Annotated in this window: 16 protein-coding genes; 15 read left to right on the top strand and 1 reads right to left on the bottom strand. The window is 49.2% G+C overall.

Translation table 11 applies throughout. The features are described from left to right. Window positions 1–48: 48 nt before the first annotated feature. Window positions 49–774 (bottom strand): hypothetical protein, encoded by a 726-nt coding sequence (locus tag DHBDCA_RS06825; RefSeq protein ID WP_015043470.1) that lies wholly within the window; start codon window positions 772–774, stop codon window positions 49–51. A gap of 430 nt (window positions 775–1,204) precedes the next feature. Here DHBDCA_RS06825 and gatC point away from each other — a divergent pair, with 430 nt between their 5' ends. The 15 genes from gatC to DHBDCA_RS06750 all read left to right on the top strand — a co-directional run bounded on the left by gatC (window position 1,205) and on the right by DHBDCA_RS06750 (window position 17,327). After that, window positions 1,205–1,489 (top strand): Asp-tRNA(Asn)/Glu-tRNA(Gln) amidotransferase subunit GatC, encoded by a 285-nt coding sequence (gene gatC, locus DHBDCA_RS06820; protein WP_015043469.1) that lies wholly within the window; start codon window positions 1,205–1,207, stop codon window positions 1,487–1,489. A gap of 148 nt (window positions 1,490–1,637) precedes the next feature. Further along, a complete protein-coding gene (gene gatA, locus DHBDCA_RS06815) occupies window positions 1,638–3,101 on the top strand; it encodes an Asp-tRNA(Asn)/Glu-tRNA(Gln) amidotransferase subunit GatA (protein WP_015043468.1) in 1,464 nt (487 codons plus the stop codon). Beyond that, on the top strand, window positions 3,102–4,553 hold the full coding sequence (gatB, locus tag DHBDCA_RS06810; RefSeq protein WP_015043467.1) for an Asp-tRNA(Asn)/Glu-tRNA(Gln) amidotransferase subunit GatB: 1,452 nt from the start codon (window positions 3,102–3,104) through the stop codon (window positions 4,551–4,553). It begins immediately after the preceding gene. Window positions 4,554–4,695: 142 nt separating this feature from the next. Continuing rightward, a complete protein-coding gene (nifV, locus tag DHBDCA_RS06805; protein ID WP_015043466.1) occupies window positions 4,696–5,889 on the top strand; it encodes a homocitrate synthase in 1,194 nt (397 codons plus the stop codon). 27 nt (window positions 5,890–5,916) lie between these two features. Continuing rightward, window positions 5,917–6,603 carry a CPBP family intramembrane glutamic endopeptidase gene (locus DHBDCA_RS06800; RefSeq protein ID WP_015043465.1) on the top strand — a complete coding sequence of 229 codons (687 nt, stop codon included), beginning with the start codon at window positions 5,917–5,919 and terminating at the stop codon, window positions 6,601–6,603. Between the two features lie 102 nt (window positions 6,604–6,705). Then, a complete protein-coding gene (gene rlmD, locus DHBDCA_RS06795; protein ID WP_015043464.1) occupies window positions 6,706–8,064 on the top strand; it encodes a 23S rRNA (uracil(1939)-C(5))-methyltransferase RlmD in 1,359 nt (452 codons plus the stop codon). A gap of 221 nt (window positions 8,065–8,285) precedes the next feature. Beyond that, a complete protein-coding gene (locus DHBDCA_RS06790) occupies window positions 8,286–8,864 on the top strand; it encodes an RNA polymerase sigma factor (protein ID WP_015043463.1) in 579 nt (192 codons plus the stop codon). Further along, window positions 8,827–9,822, top strand: a complete 996-nt coding sequence (locus DHBDCA_RS06785) for a hypothetical protein (protein WP_015043462.1) — start codon at window positions 8,827–8,829, stop codon at window positions 9,820–9,822. The genes DHBDCA_RS06790 and DHBDCA_RS06785 overlap by 38 nt, the downstream gene beginning before the upstream one ends. 189 nt (window positions 9,823–10,011) lie before the next feature. After that, window positions 10,012–10,515 (top strand): hypothetical protein, encoded by a 504-nt coding sequence (locus DHBDCA_RS06780; RefSeq protein ID WP_015043461.1) that lies wholly within the window; start codon window positions 10,012–10,014, stop codon window positions 10,513–10,515. 169 nt (window positions 10,516–10,684) lie between these two features. Then, complete coding sequence (locus DHBDCA_RS06775; RefSeq protein WP_015043459.1) at window positions 10,685–10,891, top strand: hypothetical protein; 207 nt, start codon at window positions 10,685–10,687, stop codon at window positions 10,889–10,891. A 1-nt stretch (window position 10,892) separates the two neighbouring features. Further along, on the top strand, window positions 10,893–11,828 hold the full coding sequence (locus DHBDCA_RS06770; protein ID WP_015043458.1) for a DNA adenine methylase: 936 nt from the start codon (window positions 10,893–10,895) through the stop codon (window positions 11,826–11,828). Window positions 11,829–11,866: 38 nt separating this feature from the next. Then, complete coding sequence (locus tag DHBDCA_RS06765) at window positions 11,867–12,325, top strand: AbrB/MazE/SpoVT family DNA-binding domain-containing protein (RefSeq protein ID WP_015043457.1); 459 nt, start codon at window positions 11,867–11,869, stop codon at window positions 12,323–12,325. Further along, window positions 12,322–12,618, top strand: coding sequence for a hypothetical protein (locus DHBDCA_RS06760; protein WP_015043456.1), 297 nt, complete (start codon window positions 12,322–12,324; stop codon window positions 12,616–12,618). The genes DHBDCA_RS06765 and DHBDCA_RS06760 overlap by 4 nt, the downstream gene beginning before the upstream one ends. Further along, entirely contained in the window at window positions 12,611–13,198 is a 588-nt protein-coding gene (locus DHBDCA_RS06755) for a hypothetical protein (protein ID WP_015043455.1), read from the top strand. The genes DHBDCA_RS06760 and DHBDCA_RS06755 overlap by 8 nt, the downstream gene beginning before the upstream one ends. A 79-nt stretch (window positions 13,199–13,277) precedes the next feature. Next, a complete protein-coding gene (locus tag DHBDCA_RS06750) occupies window positions 13,278–17,327 on the top strand; it encodes an S-layer homology domain-containing protein (RefSeq protein WP_015043454.1) in 4,050 nt (1,349 codons plus the stop codon). The last annotated feature ends 4 nt before the right edge of the window (window positions 17,328–17,331 follow it).

The following is a 17,331-nucleotide window of genomic DNA, read 5'->3' as shown; positions in this document are numbered from 1 at the left end:
AACAAAATAGCTGCTAACACAAGTCAGCAGCTGTCAAGCTGGAAATTATTACGGCTTTACAATTGGTTTAGGATCTAAAGCGAGGTACTCTTCCGTAATTGGGATGTAGTAAAAGCCATCTTTGATGTCACTATTGATTCCGGCTACAATCTCCGGCAGATTATCGCACTTGATATCCAGAAGGTTCAGGAGCTTATTGGACCAGCCGTTGGGCAGGGGATTAAGCATAATCAGATTTACGTGCTGGAACAGGGATTTGATTTCCGAGGATATTTTGTTCAGAGATCCGATGGCAGCCCATATTTCGATGAGTGAGCCGTCTTCTTCCTTGCGGTTGGCTGTAATATAATCGAGCCGGCCGAGCTGCTCTGCAAACTCAGGAATATTCCAGTACTTGGACGGAAGATCGATGAAAATACGGACTCGGTTTATGATGTTTTTTTCGTGGATTGACCAGGTAGCAAGGCATTCCAAAAAAGTGATGATTCGGGGTGCGTAGTCGCAGGCACAGTAGTATATACCTGGTTTCGTAGGCTCGGTGACCCAGGAAATATCGGTTTCATAAGGATTGATCGTATGGACAGGATTATTGGGAGGATTGTACCAAATACGTTTTTCTGAATCTGTCAGGACAATGTTGATAGAATGATCCTCAACAAAGTCTTTTCCTTGGAGTATGGACCAAATGAGACGGGTCTTTCCGGAACCCGCTTCTCCGAGAATAAGGTGGCTTCCCGGAAGAAATTTTTCAAAGGGTCTGACATTCTGCTCCATTGGCATTACTTCCTTTCTGATTCAGTTGTCTATTTAAAAATAGTAAATTGTCTTCTCCTTAAGTAATATTATCGATACTTTTTCTTAAAGAAAAATGAGAGTATTTCGGTATTTTGCCAATGTATTGAATTACATAGTTCTACGTCAAGTGTCTGATCACCTTTTAATTTTTTCAGGCGGCCAAAACTTTTTCTTTTGTCTTTTTTCTTATCATCTTATTTTATCTACTCACTATCTTCTTGTTATCAATTTGTTATTTTGTTATTTTTTTATCATTTCTAACTCATCACTCATCGTAGTTATACCGATTAGTCAGAAATTCTTATATATAACTTGGATCTGCTTGCTTTTTGCCTTTTCCTTGCCCCTCAGGTTCATTTTTGTTATATTTATTTATATGTCCATTTGAGAAAGGCGGCGTTATTGCGTTATGAAACTATCTAGAGAAGAAGTGGAACACGTTGCTCTTCTGGCCAGGCTGCAGCTTTCAGAAGAGGAAGTGGAATTATATACGGAGCAGCTGAATTCGATCCTCGGGTATGCCGAAATGCTCCAAAAGCTCAACACGGATCAGGTCTCTCCGACCGCGCATGCTGTGCAGCTTGTTAATATCTTGCGGGAAGATGAAGTAAGACCTTCAATGAGCCGGGATAAAATCTTAATGAATGCACCTGACGAAGAGGACGGGTTCTTCCGGGTTCCCAAAATCGTCTAGTATAAAACAGAGACTGATCAATTATAAGCTTTATTGATAACGGAATTTACAAACGCGATCAGTAACTGATCAACAAGCAGGTTGTTTACTAACAAATGATAATTGAATGTCTCTTTATGTCTTAGATTCGGAAAGGAGTACCAGGTTCATGACAATGTTTAAGTCACTTGAAGAACTACATAACAGGCTCGTAAAGAAAGAGATCAGCTGCGTGGAATTGACCAGATCTTTCATTGATCATATTGATAGTGTGGATTCCCAGGTTAAAGCGTTTCTGACGGTTACCGCAGATTCGGCGCTGATAAAGGCAGCAGAAGTCGATAAGAAGATTGCCGGCGGGGAAAGCCTTGGACCGCTCGAAGGGCTGCCAATGGCCATGAAAGATAATATGTGTACAGAAGGAATCCCGACGACCTGCGGTTCCCGGATTCTAGAGAATTTCAATCCGCCTTATGACGCCGCGGTGACCGAACGGCTGAAAGCGGCTGGAGCCGTGCTGCTCGGCAAACTGAATATGGATGAATTTGCGATGGGATCGTCTACCGAAAATTCCGGTTACCATCCGACGGCGAACCCGTGGGATCTGGAAAGCGTTCCGGGTGGTTCTTCCGGGGGGTCGGCGGCCTGCGTCGCGGCAAGAGAAGTACCGTTTGCGCTCGGTTCGGATACTGGCGGTTCCATTCGCCAGCCTGCAGCCTTCTGCGGAGTCGTTGGCCTGAAGCCTACCTACGGCGCTGTGTCACGCTACGGCCTTGTGGCCTTTGCTTCTTCGCTCGACCAGATCGGACCGCTAACGACGAACGTCAGGGATAATGCCCTGGTCCTGAATGCGATTGCCGGCCATGATCCGAAAGATTCGACTTCAGTACCGTTCGTTAAGCCAGATTATACCCAGTTTTTAGAAAATAATGTAAAAGGCCTCAAAATTGGGATTCCCGATGAATATTTCGCTTCCGGTCTGAACTCGGATGTTGCTGAAGTTATACAAAAGGCGATCCGGACTTTTGAAAGCCTGGGGGCGGAGATCGAGCGCTGTTCACTACCGCATACGGAATTTGCAATGCCGGCTTACTATATTATTGCTCCGGCTGAATGCAGCTCTAACCTGGCCCGCTACGACGGAGTGCGCTATGGTTACCGTGCGGAAGCTGACGATATGATTGAGATGTTTAAAAAGACCAGGGAAAAAGGCTTTGGTCAGGAAGTCAAGCGCCGGATCATGCTCGGGACCTATGCCCTGAGCTCGGGTTATTACGACGCCTATTACCTGAAAGCCCAGAAAGTGCGGACGCTGATCAAACAGGACTTCGACCGCGCTTTTGAAAAATATGATGTGCTATTGTCTCCGACGGCACCTACTACTGCGTATAAGATCGGCGAAAAATCAGATCCATTGGCGATGTATATGGGAGATGTCTATACGATCCCGGTTAATCTGGCCGGTTTGCCGGCCATCTCAGTGCCGGCGGGATTTGTTGATGGCATGCCGGTCGGGATGCAGCTTATCAGCAAGCACTTTGAAGAAGGTACGCTGTACAAAGCCGCTTATGCGTTTGAACAAAATACCGCGTATCATCATCAGGCGCCTGCACTGCTCAAGGAGGTGCGCTAGATGTCTTTTATTGATAAATATGAAATGGTTTGCGGCGTGGAAACCCACGTTGAGATGGCTACGAAAACCAAGATCTTCTGCGGCTGTTCGACAGAGTTCGGAGGAGAACAGAATACACACGTTTGTCCTGTGTGTCTAGGGCTGCCGGGCGTCCTGCCGGTATTGAATAAAGAAGTCGTCAATCTCGCGATCAAGGCGGGTCTTGCTTTGAACTGCGAGATCGCCGAATTCTCCAAATTTGACCGTAAGAACTATTTCTACCCGGACCTAACGAAGAATTACCAGACATCTCAGTATGACCTGCCGATCTGCAAAAACGGCTGGCTCGATGTCATGGTGAATGAGACAAATAAACGTATCGGCATCACGAGAGCCCATATGGAAGAGGATGCCGGGAAACTGGTGCACAACGGGGAGACTATTATGACGTCCAGCAGCTCCGGGGTTGATTATAACCGGACGGGGGTACCGCTTCTGGAAATTGTCTCGGAACCGGATATGCGCTCGATAGATGAAGTTCTGGCTTACCTGGAACAGCTGGTCCAGATCATGGATTATGCCGGAATTTCCGACTGCAAACTCGAACAGGGTTCCGTCCGTTTTGATATCAATGTCTCACTTCGCCTCAAAGGAACCGAACCATTCGGCACGCGGACCGAAACCAAGAATCTGAACTCTTTCAGCTCAGTCCGCCGCTGTCTAGAATACGAAACCGACCGTCAGGCCGAAGCCCTTGACGACGGCGAAAAAATTATCCAGGAAACGAGAACCTGGGACGAAGGCAGAGGGATGACGTTGTCTCTCCGATCCAAGGAAGAGGCCCACGACTACCGCTATTTTCCGGAGCCGGATCTGATGCCGCTCGTGATCGACCGGGACTGGGTCGAGGGAATCAGAGCTTCCTTGCCGGAGCTGCCTGCCGCTAAAAAAGCAAGACTGCAGTCCCGTGGCCTATCGGAATACGACGCAGGGGTCATTACCGCATCTAAAGCAATGGCCGTATTCTTTGATCAGGCACTCGCCAAGATCGATGACGCAAAACTCCTTGCCAACTGGGTCATGGGAGATTTAAGCGGCCTGCTGAAAACTAACGGACGCTCTTTTGAAGATTCGCCCGTTTCTCCAGAACAGCTGGCAGGGATGCTGACGCTGATCAAGAAAGGCGATATCAGCGGCAAGATCGGCAAAAATGTGCTCGAAGAAATTTATAACACCGGTAAAGATCCGGAGACGATCATAAAAGAGAAAGGACTTGTTCAGATCAGCGATGAAGGTGAACTTGAAATAATTGTGGGCGGCATTCTTGCTGCCAATGAAAAGTCCGTCGCTGATTACCAAGCCGGCAAAGAGAGCGCACTTGGATTTTTAGTCGGTCAAGTCATGAAAGCAACCAAAGGGCAGGCTAATCCAGGTTTGGTCAATAAACTGCTGAAAGAAAAACTGGTGCAGTAAAACGCAATATAAAGCTCATAAATCAAGCATACTAAAAATGCAATAAAAAGAACAAAAAAGCATAATAGAGCAAGATATTGTGCCAGAATGATAAGACATACTTAATAAATACAAGAAATGAACGCGTTTAGAGGTGGATAAAATGGGAAAAGTACCGGATACCGGGTTGGTGATTGTGGATACAACCCTGCGTGACGGGGAACAGACTGCCGGGGTTGTCTTTTCCAATCAAGAGAAATTAAGGATCGCCCGGATGCTTGACGAGATCGGGGTTAACCAGATTGAAGCGGGAATACCGATTATGGGCGGTAAAGAACTTGAGGCCATCAAAGGTATCTGCGGCCTCGGACTGAAAGCCAGCATCATGGGCTGGAACCGCGCCGTGATCAAGGACATTGAAGCATCGCTGTCCTGCGGCTGTGATGCCGTGGCCATTTCCGTATCGACCTCGGACATTCACATCAAACATAAATTAAAAACCACGCCCGGGGCAGTTCTTGATATGATGATCAAAGCAACGGAGTTTGCGAAAAAGCATGTCGATTATATCTCGGTCAATGCCGAGGACGCTTCGAGATCAGATATGAACTATCTCGTGGAATTTGCGACAGAGGCCAAAAAGGCCGGTGCAAACCGTCTCCGCTACTGTGATACGATTGGCATCCTCGATCCTTTTCTGACCTTTGATAGAATCAAAACCTTAAGAGAACGCGCCGATATTGATGTGGAAATGCATACGCATAATGATTTCGGGATGGCGACGGCCAACGCTTTAGCCGGAGTGAAGGCTGGAGCCAGATTTATCGGTGTGACGGTGAACGGCCTTGGAGAAAGAGCCGGCAATGCAGCGCTGGAAGAAGTCATCATGGCTCTGAAATACCTGGAAGAAACGGACCTTGGCTTTGTTACGGAGCGGTTTGTGGAATTATCCGAATATGTTTCCAGGGCTTCAGGGCGTATTCTTCCGCCCTGGAAAGCCATTGTAGGCAGCAATATGTTTGCGCATGAATCCGGTATTCATGCCGACGGCGCATTGAAAAATCCGAAAACTTATGAAGTATTTCGTCCTGAAGAGGTCGGGCTGGAAAGGCAGATTGTGATCGGCAAGCATTCGGGGACAGCCTCGATTAAAGCGAAATTCAGGGAATATGGCAGAGAGCTTACATCTGAGCAAGCCGATAAGATTCTAAAGCATGTAAGATCCCTTGCAGTCGATATGAAACGCTCACTTTTTGATAAGGAACTGATTTATATTTACAAAGACCTTTATGGAACTGAAAAAGAGGTAGAATTACTTTCAGATGGAAATATGCCGAGACTGAATATCCATGATTAAAAATAACATAACTGGAGATAGGTATAAATGAACGCTTTGGAAAACCCCAGATGGAACTTCTGGCAGGCTCTTTACCTGATTCTTATTGTCTATGTTCTGGAATTTGTTTTAGGCTGGCTAAAGCCGCTAGAGAACCTTGGATATCTGAAGGGGTATATCAGCTATCTTGTCATCGGTTTTGGCGAGGCTCTACTCTTTTTTGTTGCACTGTTTTTATTCTTCAAGATCCTGCGCGGATCGTTCGCTGATTTGGGGCTGGCCAATTTTAATTGGAAATGTCTTCTGGCCGGACTGGGCGGCGGCATAGTGTTATTTTTTGTAGTCGGTCTTTTGGGAAATGTCCTCGTGGAATATTTCGGGAAGCCCGAACCCCAGAGCTTTGCACTGGCCGTTGAGGGCGTTGATTCTATCTGGCAGCTGATGCCGCTGGTTCTGCTAGGCGGCTTTATCGTACCGCTTAAAGAGGAAATGATTTTCAGGGGGCTGATCTATCCGCCGCTGCGTCAGGGGTATGGCAAAGCGAAGGGCATTCTTTCTGCAGGACTGTTTTTTGGTCTGATGCATTTTGATCTGATACGGTTTGTACCGCTGGTGATCGGGGGTCTGGTTCTGACTTTTCTGTACGAAAGAAGCAAGAGCCTCTGGACTTCAGTCGTGGCGCACGGGGTCTGGAATATTTTGATGGTCATCTTGATGTGGTGGCAGCGGGGATAATGACAAGATAGCGGTAAGACAATCTGAATGAGGCTAAGATCAGTCAGAGTTTGAAATAAGAGCAGGTTCGGACGAGACTGCGAACAGAGGGAAGAAGGATCCATGGTTAATAAAAATGATCGACATGAGGGTACTTATGATCATACCATCGCCAGAGAAGAGCGCATCGGCGCGAAAAACCTGGATATAGAAATCGTCCGTTTGGCTTCCGATGGATCCGGTGTCGGCTATACCGACGGAATCACCACCTTCGTCCCGAGGATGCTTCCGGGAGAAAAAGGCAAAATACAGCTGACGGAACAAAAGAAATCTTACCGGAGAGCACAGATTATTGAAATTGAACAAATGTCTGAAGAAAGAGTATCGCCGCCCTGTACAGTTTATCCGGTCTGCGGCGGCTGCAATCTTCAGCATGTTAAGTACCAGACCACACTCACATGGAAACAAAGGTGGGTGGAAGATGCCCTGCGGAGAATCGGCGGATTCACCGATATTCAGGTTGAACCGGTTCTGGGCATGGACGATCCCTGGCGCTACCGTAACAAAGCAGTTTTGCACCGTGACCTAAAAGGCCGGTTTGGCTATTATCGTGAAAAGTCTAAAGATGTAACAGTTTTTGACGATTGTCTGCTGCTGAGTCAGGAGACCAACAATAGAATAAAAAGAATGCAGCAGGTGATCGGAGAATGCTGCGAGGGAATCAAGACGGCCACGTTCCGGGAAAGCAACCGAGGCAAGGGACTGCTGGTCTTTGACGGCAATATGGAGAACACGAAAGAACTGGATCGATTGATCAGTAAACTGAAAGAACAAGCTGGATTTTCTCCTCAAAGCTGTTCGATTACGATTCCCCGGAGGAATAACGTGTTTGAGGGGAGCGGGGCCCAGTATCTGAATGAACATTTAAACGATCTGCGCTTCAAAGTCTCCCCACGTTCTTTCCTTCAGGTTAATCCGGCGCAAACGGCGGTGCTGTATGGACTGGTACTGGATTGGGCCGGACTCACGGGAGAAGATGAGGTTTGGGACCTCTACTGTGGTATCGGTACGATGACCTTAATGCTGGCCCAGAGAGCCAAAAGGGTTTTGGGCATCGAGGAAAACCCGTATGCGATCGCCGACGCGCAAGAAAATGCTGAGGACAATAACATTATCAATGTCCGTTTTGTGGAAGGAAAAGTCGAGGAGAAACTGGCCGTACTTTCCGGAACCCCGGACCTCATAGTATGCGACCCGCCCCGGGCCGGAATGGAGCCGGAAGTTCTTGAAGGCCTGCTTGATATCGGGCCGGAAAGAATCATCTATGTGTCCTGCAATCCTGCCACCCTAGCCAGGGATTTAAAGGTGCTTTGCCGGAATACTTATCGAATCGAGCGCGTACAACCGGTGGATATGTTCCCGTGGACGCAGCACGTTGAGAGTATAGTTCTGATGACAAATAGTGGTTTGAAGGGCAAATAAGGCAGGTCAACCACTATATGTAGTGGTTTTGGAGCAAAAAATAGGCAAAAAACGGGGTCAAAAAGTGCATTTTTTGGCCCGTTTTTTTTGGGGTTTTTATAGATGACATTTGTTATTTGGGAGTCTTTATGTGACTTTTTGGGAATTTCATGCAACCAAATTATATTTTTCGGTGTTATTATATATGACGGTCGTCAAAAGTAAACGAGGGAAGTGATACATTGAATGACGCAACTGCACTACTCGGAGTTCAGCGCGGAAATGGAGCCGCGCTTGACGCTATAATCAAAAAATACACGCCGTATGTCGGTGCGATTGCTCAGGGCATTATCGGCACATCGATGAGCGAAGCGGATATTGAAGAAGTTTGCGCCGATGTATTCATCACGTTATGGAAGAACGCCGATAAGCCAAGTGCGGACAAACTGAAATCGTGGCTCGGTAGCGTCGCACGGAATCGCGCGAAGAATAAGCTCCGTGAAATCGGTGCGTCGCTATCGCTCGATGATGACGAAATAGTGGTCGTCGCTGACGCAGACGTGGAGGGCGGCGTTATCACGAACGAACTCGCCGCAACCGTTCGCAATGCGGTGAACGCTCTTGGCAATCCCGACTGTGAGATTTTTTTGCGGCACTATTATTACTATCAGACCGTATCGACGATTGCAGACGAAATGCACTTGTCACAATCCGCTGTAAAAAGCAGACTCGCACGGGGGCGCGAAAAACTCAAAATTCATCTCGCCGAAAGGGGTGTTGAAAATGAATATAAAAATTTCGGACTTAATGAATTGTATTGACGATGACGAAGTATATCTCAACGTACAAAGCTCCGTCAACTCAAAACGTGTTAGGAAACTCGTGCAGCAAGGCATTTCGGGTGAAATGTATATGCGTCGTGTTCACAGAAGGTCGATGCGTAGGTTCGGACTCGCTGCCGCATCTGTCGTTATCGTGCTCGCACTAAGTACCACCGCCCTTGCGATGGCCGGGGTACTTGACTTCGGTGCGTTCTATGATTCTTTTTTCAAAAATCCTGAAGTGACGGGAGCCATAACGCCCGATGTCTCGGATAAAAGCGTTGGTATCGGAATCACGCTGACGAACGCTTATACGGACGGGTTAACGACACACCTTACCCTTCAGCTGACTGGTCTTGCGGATACGAAGTTTGACAGTATCCAGTTCCGAACGGACCCGATGACGGGCTATACGATATTTAACCGGGACGGTTTTACCTTTACGGACGGCATCCTCACCGTGCCAGCGTCAATCTTCCTGTCGGGGACGGAAGCGGAAAAGACGGGCCACGTGGCACTCGTCATAACAGGTATCGCCCTCTACTCAAATGCGGAGAACGACTCATATACGGTAAACGATATCTCCGGAAATTGGGACCTATCGTTTGACATCAAGCTCCCAGATGCGGATAAAACGCATATGACCTTTAAGGCCAGGGCAGAGAATTCGGACTATATCGACGAAATCACCTTCGATATTCGTCCGGCAACGGTCGAAATCATTTTTACCTCGAAAGGCGGCAATCAGGATCTGGACGCGTTTACAAAGTATTTTCGTTCCTACCCCGAGCCGGTCCTGACGCTTGATGACGGTTCAGTTGTTAAGTTTAAGGACAGCGGCAGCTCCATGATAGATTCCACGATGGGCTCATGGTCTGTCAATACAGAGTACTTCGATATAAGTAAGCTCAAATCGATTACTTTCTGTGGACAGACGTATGACGTGGAGTTACGCTGAATCACGGTCTCGGTAATCTTATCTCTTATCTCAAAAAATTGAAGAAGCAAAAACAAAGACACAAGTTTATGATTCATTACGGGCTATAACTAAATACAAAAATCAGCGGGTGTATTTTCATAACGAAGATACCCCGCTTTTTTTATGCCCTTTTTTAGGGATCATATTAAAAAAATGGAGGAAATCAAAATGGCAAACGAAACAATGCGTATCTTCTTCCCTCTGAAAATCGTCAGTTATCCTCAGTATGACTGCATGGAGGATGAGAGGGAGGATATCTCACCAAGGGAGGCTGTGGCGTATGAGGATCAAATCCTCGCTGCCATCGCCAAGGAGAATCGGCACTTCGAAAATGACCGTGGTCTTTCCGAGTACATTCATGACGAAGCTCTAAATAAAAAGGTTTATAGCCTTTACCCCTCGGTGGAAATCGTCGACGGAGAGCTGTGGGGAGTCATGACCGCCGGGCTAAAGGAGTCTCTTTCCGGTGAAGAAGTTGCCGCGCTTTTAGATTATGTGTGCGGTCAGAACTCTGACGGTTATGGCGAAGGGTTCGAGCAACGTCCTATCAAAACTCCTGACGGAGAGATTTACGTCAGCTTTTGGAATCATGAAAATTACTCCCTTAAGCTTGAACAGGAGATGAAAAACAGCTCACCTGATCTCGGATACGGAGGTCAGGTGATGGGATAAGGAATAAGTGAACGGGCAAATAGCACTCTTTGGTTTCTCATGAAGCTGAAGGACGCTTTTTTGTTACAGCAGATTGCTGTGATCAATACAACTAAAAAAAGAACGAGAAGGCGTTGTCTTACAAAAAAGGCAGCGCCTTTTTTGTTTTTCTAAAGAAAGGAGCTGAACCATGAAGCATGATGTAACACCAGAAGAAAAAACAGGAGCCGAAGAAAACGCTCCACCTGCAAAGCATTCCCTGCCTCTGCCTGAAGATACCGACCGCTGTGTCGGCTGCCCTTATCCCGGCGTCGGCTTTATCTGCTGGAGTCCTGACGGCTCCTGTATGAGAACAGACGTTGAGAAAATAAGCCGCCGGAGCAAAGGGAGGTTATAGATTGAACAGCATCATCAGTTGGGTGGGCGGCAAAAAGGCTCTGCGGGATATGATCTATCAGCGTATGCCGAAGGAATTCGGAAGGTACATTGAGGTCTTCGGCGGTGGAGGCTGGGTGCTGTTCGGACGGCCTCCGGACGCCGCTATGGAGGTCTACAACGATTTCAATTCAGACCTGGCAAATCTGTTCCGCTGTGTCCGCGACCGTCCCTTTGCTCTTCTCAAAGAGCTGAATTTCTTTCCGTTAAACGGACGCGACGAATTTAATGTCCTTAAAAAATATCTGGAGAAGGAGGAATTCACAAATGAGTACCTGTGGGAAGAGCTTGAGATTGCTCAGAGATTTCTCAATGAACCTCAGTTTGAGGAAATAAAGCAGATCCTTCTGGAAAATGCACAGATGAATGACGTAAAACGCGCTGCCGCCTTTTACAGACTTATCCGCCTAAGCTATGGAAGCGGCTGCACCAGTTACGGATGTCAGCCCTTCGATATCCGGAAAACCTTTCATCTTCTCTGGCAGGGCAGCCGGAGGCTTAAGGATACTGTCATTGAGAATAAAGACTTTGAAGCTTTGATTAAGCAGTACGACCGTGAAAATGCCTTCATCTATTGCGACCCGCCATATTATCAGACGGAAGGACACTACGCCGTGGAATTTAAAAAAGACGATCACTATCGTTTGCGGGACACTCTTGCATCCTGCCAGGGGAAATGGCTCGTCAGCTATAACGACTGTGAATTCATTCGCGAGCTGTACAAGGACTTTAATATTGAAGCGGTCAGCCGCATCAACAACCTTGCCCAGCGCTATGACAATGGATGCGAATACGCTGAAGTCCTGATCTCTAACTACGACACTGCCGAAAGGCTGAGTGATATGCCGTCCCAGATGAATCTTTTCGACTCCGAACTGTTATTTGACCCACAACTATAACCCCATCACGGGGGTTAATTAAAAGGGGGAACACCTTAATGAAAATTATTAAAATGAAGTCTGAGGTAGACAAAAATGGCCAGATTGTTATTCCTGCAGAAGCCGTAGGCAATGCCGGGCTGAATCCCGGGGATGAGATCTGCCTCACCATGATGGTGCAGGAGGAAGTAAATCACCACTGCCCTCTGGTTCTTATCACATCTGAGGGAGTGGAGATTGCCGTCCCTCTCTTTGAATTGCAGAAGGATGACGAGAAATTTTCTCCGGAATATGAACTCCCGGAGGACGAACTGCATATACCCCACGAACTGCTGGAGTCTGCGGACATCCCATTAGACAGCGACTTGGATGTCATTTGTGCCGAGGGTGCCATTGTCATCGCTGCGTCGGATATCCTTGATCGCCTGCCGGACGAGCTGCGTGGGCTCTTCGAGGATCTTGGCATAGACCCCGGCACCGTTCGTGACGTTATGAGAAAGGAGGGATACTTCGTATGAAAGCAAAGCCCATTTATAAAATCGTAGATGACAAAGGGCGTGTATTGATTCCGAAGGCACTTCGTACTGCCGCCGAAATGGAGCATGGAGATATCGTGCGCCTCGGAATCCAGAAGGGTGTCATCACGGCAAAAAAGGTTGATCTTATTGAGATTGGCGACCAATCGCCGGAGGCAGTGGAAGCATTTGTGCGTGCCGCCATCCGTGATATGCCGGAGGAAACATTGATCTCCATCGCCGCAAAGCTGCTGGACATAATCGAAAAAAGAAAGGAGCCGATTCGCCTTGACTGAGAAAGAGTTATTTACACAAGAGGACTGTCTGCAAACCGGATATGACATGCCCATCAGCGGCAGGGTTATTTTACTACGGGCTTCCTCATTGCCTGCAGAACACCGGAACGCAAAGCATCAGCTGTGCTACTGCACCGGAGGAAACGGCAGCAATCCCAATCCCATCGGACGGTCCGTATTCACAGTTTCACTTGCGGACGGAGAAAAAGTCCGCTGGAACAGGAGCGACGTGCTTGGCATTGCAAAGCCGGAGATTCTGTCTGACCATACCCGGCTCCAGCTCTCACAGATCCGGCCCGCTGATGCGTTGGATCTGAAAGGCCATGAGCCTCAGTACAGCGGCTATTGCTTTCTGCCGGACGGACGATATACCTCCGGCGTGTGGCTCTGCAGCACCAAAGAGGTGCAGGACTACATCGAAATGCAGAAGGACTACCAGCACCGGGTGATGATCTGCGACCGGGATGACTTCTGCGTATTTGAAATGATTGACGGAAAGCTTATTTATCCGTCGCCGGAGGTCTTGCAAGCCTTCTTCAAGGAGCAGCAGGAGCCGGGCGGTATGGAGCTGAAGCTATGAAAACAATAAGGACTTGAGGCCGGAGTCAGATTGATGATTCCGGTTTTTTATCAAAATTTAAAGAAAGGACTGAGAAACAATGAAACAGAATGGAAAACTCATCGGCATACTTGCCATCGTTCTCCTTCTCCTGGTATGCGGCGGGATCTATACAGCGTACCGCTTGCACCCGGAAAACTTCATCGGCCAAGGCGAAATCATCACACGCGGAGAATTTACCGCCATCCTGGTGAGGGATATTCCGCTAGATAGCTCAAACACGGAAAAAGACCCGCCCAGCTTTTCTGACATCGACGGCCACTGGTCGGAGAAAAACATCGAGGCACTGATCGACGCAGGAATCATCGACCCTGCTGATTATCCCGACGGCTTTCATCCCGACGATCCCATCACCCGCGCAGAAATCATCAAGATGCTCGTGAGAGCGGAGGGCAAGGATGAGGAAGCGGTAAACACTCAGGGGCACAGCGGTTATGATGATCAGGCGGACATAGAGGATGAGGACAAGGGCTTTGTCATCATCGGCCGCGAGGACGGAATTATCGGGAATACGGATGATAACAAAATCCGTCCCAACGATCCGGTTACCAAGGGCGACGCAGAGGATATGATCGACAAGGTCACTCCGAAGCCGACTGAGCCTACGCCGTCCGCTCCAGCGCAGACTCCGGATGCAGCGAAGCCGGGTCCGACTCCCGGAACCCCGGAGCAGCCGACGCCAACCCCGACGAATCCGGATGAGAGCAAGCCTTCTCCTACGCCAACGCCGGGCAATCCGGGCGGTGGTTCGGGAGGGGGCTCATATTATCCGCCTGCACAGGTGCGGTTTGAGCTTCCTGAAACTGCTCATACCGACAGCGAAGTTCAGGTGATGCCCATCTGGAAGTACATGAAAAGCTACACCTGGACGCTGACTAAAACCGCAGTTGATAGATCAGAGCAGCCCGTGGAGCTGGCGGACGCAGTCAACGGCAGTCTCGGTCTGGAGGGAGGTACCGTTCAATTCAAGGAAGAAGGACAGTACACACTGACTGCGACAGCGAAAAACACCAGAGGGAAAGAAACCGTGCTGTCCAAGCAGATCACGGTATATCCGGTTATTGATCTGAGCTTTGACCTGCCGGAAACCACCCATACGGACAAATCCATCACGCTTACATTCCCGTTGGAAAAGCTCTACGGGCATGATATCGTGTGGACTGCAGCAAAGGATGGTGAAACCGTCCAGCCTGCCGACATTCTGGATGGAACGCTCGGGAACGAAGGCGGCACCTTCGTGTTCAGGAACAAGGGCGAATATACACTGACAGCATCCATAACCGACGATACCGGACGTGTTTTCACCCATAGTGAAAGCACCAGGGTCTATCCTGTGGCCGGAATTTCCATTGACCTACCGGAAGCTTCTCATACGGATAAAACTCTTGACGTCAAAACTGTGCTGACAGAATCTGATGGACTAAGCGTGACTTGGAACCTTGCTAAGAACGGTGAAGCGGCAGTGCTCGCTGATGAAGCAGAAGGCAGCCTCACAGATGAAGGCGGTACCATCCGCTTCAAGGACAAGGGCGTATATATGCTCACCGGAACGCTCACCGATGAAACCGGCAGAGCCTTTGAAGCCTCCAAGACAATTACGATTTATCCTGTAGGTTCCATCGGCTTCTATGTACCGGAAATCACCCATACCGATAAAACTGTCCGTGTGGAAACCCGCTTTGAAAACCTTGGCAACGCCGCAATTAAGTGGTCGCTGATGAAGGACGGCAAGGACGTTGCCCTTACCGATGCGGTTCAGGGTGAGCTGACCAACGAAGGCGGCTACATTTGCTTCATTAATAAAGGAGAGTATGTTCTTAAAGCAGCCTTCACCGATCCCGCAGGAAGAACCTACAGCTACACCGCACCGGTCAAGGTCTATCCGGTTCCGAGCATCTCGTATACGCTGCCTGATACCGCACACACCGATACTGCTGTCAAGGTGCTTACGGAAACCTCGGAGCTTAATGGGCTAAATGTCGAGTGGCTGCTGGAGAACGGCTTCGGCTTCCAGGATTGGGCCACATATGTCGACGGCTCACTGGATAACAGCGGCGGCACCATACGCTTCAAGCATGCTGGAACCTACGAGCTGATCGCAAGAATCACCGACGAAACAGGGCGGGTATTCCTGTTCGAGAACGGCGGAAGGATCGAAGTCCTGCCGGTACTGAGCATTTCCTTTGAGCTTCCGGAAGCTACGCATACCGACCGCATCATTGATTTAAGGACTCGCGGCAACAACAACGTGCTGCCGGTGGTATGGATGCTCACCAAAGACGGCAAGCCCGTTGAGCTTTCCTCCGTCATAGAGGGAAGCCTCAATGCCTACGGCGGGAAAATTCGCTTCACGCAAACCGGAGATTACACCCTTACAGCCTCCATGACGGACGCGCTGGGCAGGGAGTTCTCCTACAGTGCTTCCACTACGGTCTGCCCGATCCCGTCAATTTTACTCGACATACCGCAAGTTTGGTATGCGGGTGAAGCCGGAACAGTCAGCGTCAGCGGAACGGATCTGGAAAACCTCACCGCAAGCTGGACTGTTATCAAGGATGGCGGCGGTGCTGAACCTTACTCCGCATATGCAACAGGTACTTTGACTAAAGCTGGAGGCATCCTTGCCTTCCCTGCAAAGGGACAGTACGAGCTGACACTGACCATGACGGACCCCACCGGCCGAACCTTTGTCCGGAGCAGAAGCTTCACTGTTTATCCCATTCCGCAGATGTCCATTGGACTCCCGTTACTCAGCTACAGCGGAGATTCCATTGCTGTGACTGCATCCGGCGCTGAGCTTGATGGAACTGAAATAGCTTGGTTTCTTTCTGTGGATGGCGGTCAGGCAAAACCCTATGCACAATATGCGACAGGCTCGGTCGGAGCAGATGGCGGTAACCTTACCATCAGCACGAATAAAACCATCGCTGTGAAGCTGATCGCCGAGGCGACGGACGTGAATGGCAGGAAATTCACCTTTGCTTCCAACACAGCAACAGTCAAGCCGATTGCCAGCTTCCCGTTCACCGTCCCGTCCTCTGTTCACATCGGCGGCAATATTAATGTTTCCCTGCCCGCCGTATTCGGACTGGAGGGCAGAAGTCTTGTCTGGTTGCTGACCAAAGACGGAACTCCGGCTTCCTATGGCGGTATCCTGTCAAACAGCGGCGGCAGCATATCCATAAACGTACCCGGCAGCTATGTCCTGACCGCAAGCACGACAGACAGTGAAGGCAGAACCTTTACCTATTCGCAGAGCATCACCATCACCAACACCGCGCCGAACAAACCCACCGGAAGCGCAACGGTTACAAGGACAGCACAAAACGGCAGGCTGCTGGTTAACCTCTCGGCCTCTGCCAGCGATTCGGACGGAGATACCGTTACTTTGGAATATTCCGGCAAAACAGCAGACAGCTATTATCCCGTGGGTACCCATACCGTAAAGGTCAGGGCAAAGGACGCATGGGGGATGTATTCCGACTGGACGGACATCACCTTCACGGTGGCGAACTCCGCTCCTACAACTCCGGTGATTACCCGTACCCCTGACGGCAACAGCATCGCTCCCGGCGTAGCAGTCACCATCACAGCATCCAGTTCCGATCCTGATGGCGATGCAATCACTTATGTTTGGGAAGGCCGTCCGGCGCAGACCAGCACTTCCTATCCGTTGGGTAAAAATGTTGTCCGCGTGAAAGCTGTTGACTCCACCGGAGCCGAATCGCCCTGGACAGCTATTGTATTCTTTGTGGCCGATCCGAATAGAGGCGGCGGCATGACGCTGACTGGCCCTGAATCGGTGATTCTTGAACAAGGAATTGCAGGGGCGACTATTACCAGCTATACCTTTACGGTGCCGCCCGTTTCCGGACATTCCGGCAACGATTATGGCAGAGTGCGCGGCTATAACAAGCTGACAGGACAGTGGGACCAGCTGGACTACGGCACAACCACCAACGGCATCACTTTCAGCCGCAGTCTGTCGCCAGGCATTTACAGCCAGCTGGAGTTCTACTATTACACCAACCACGACTGTATGTACAACAAGTCGAACATCACTTATTCCGTCAACTTCTATTTTGAATAACACG

Source organism: Dehalobacter sp. DCA (genome assembly GCF_000305775.1).
GTDB lineage: Bacteria > Bacillota > Desulfitobacteriia > Desulfitobacteriales > Syntrophobotulaceae > Dehalobacter > Dehalobacter alkaniphilus.
The sequence above is the reverse complement of the archived record's forward strand: the minus strand, read 5'-3'. Positions and strand labels throughout refer to the sequence as shown.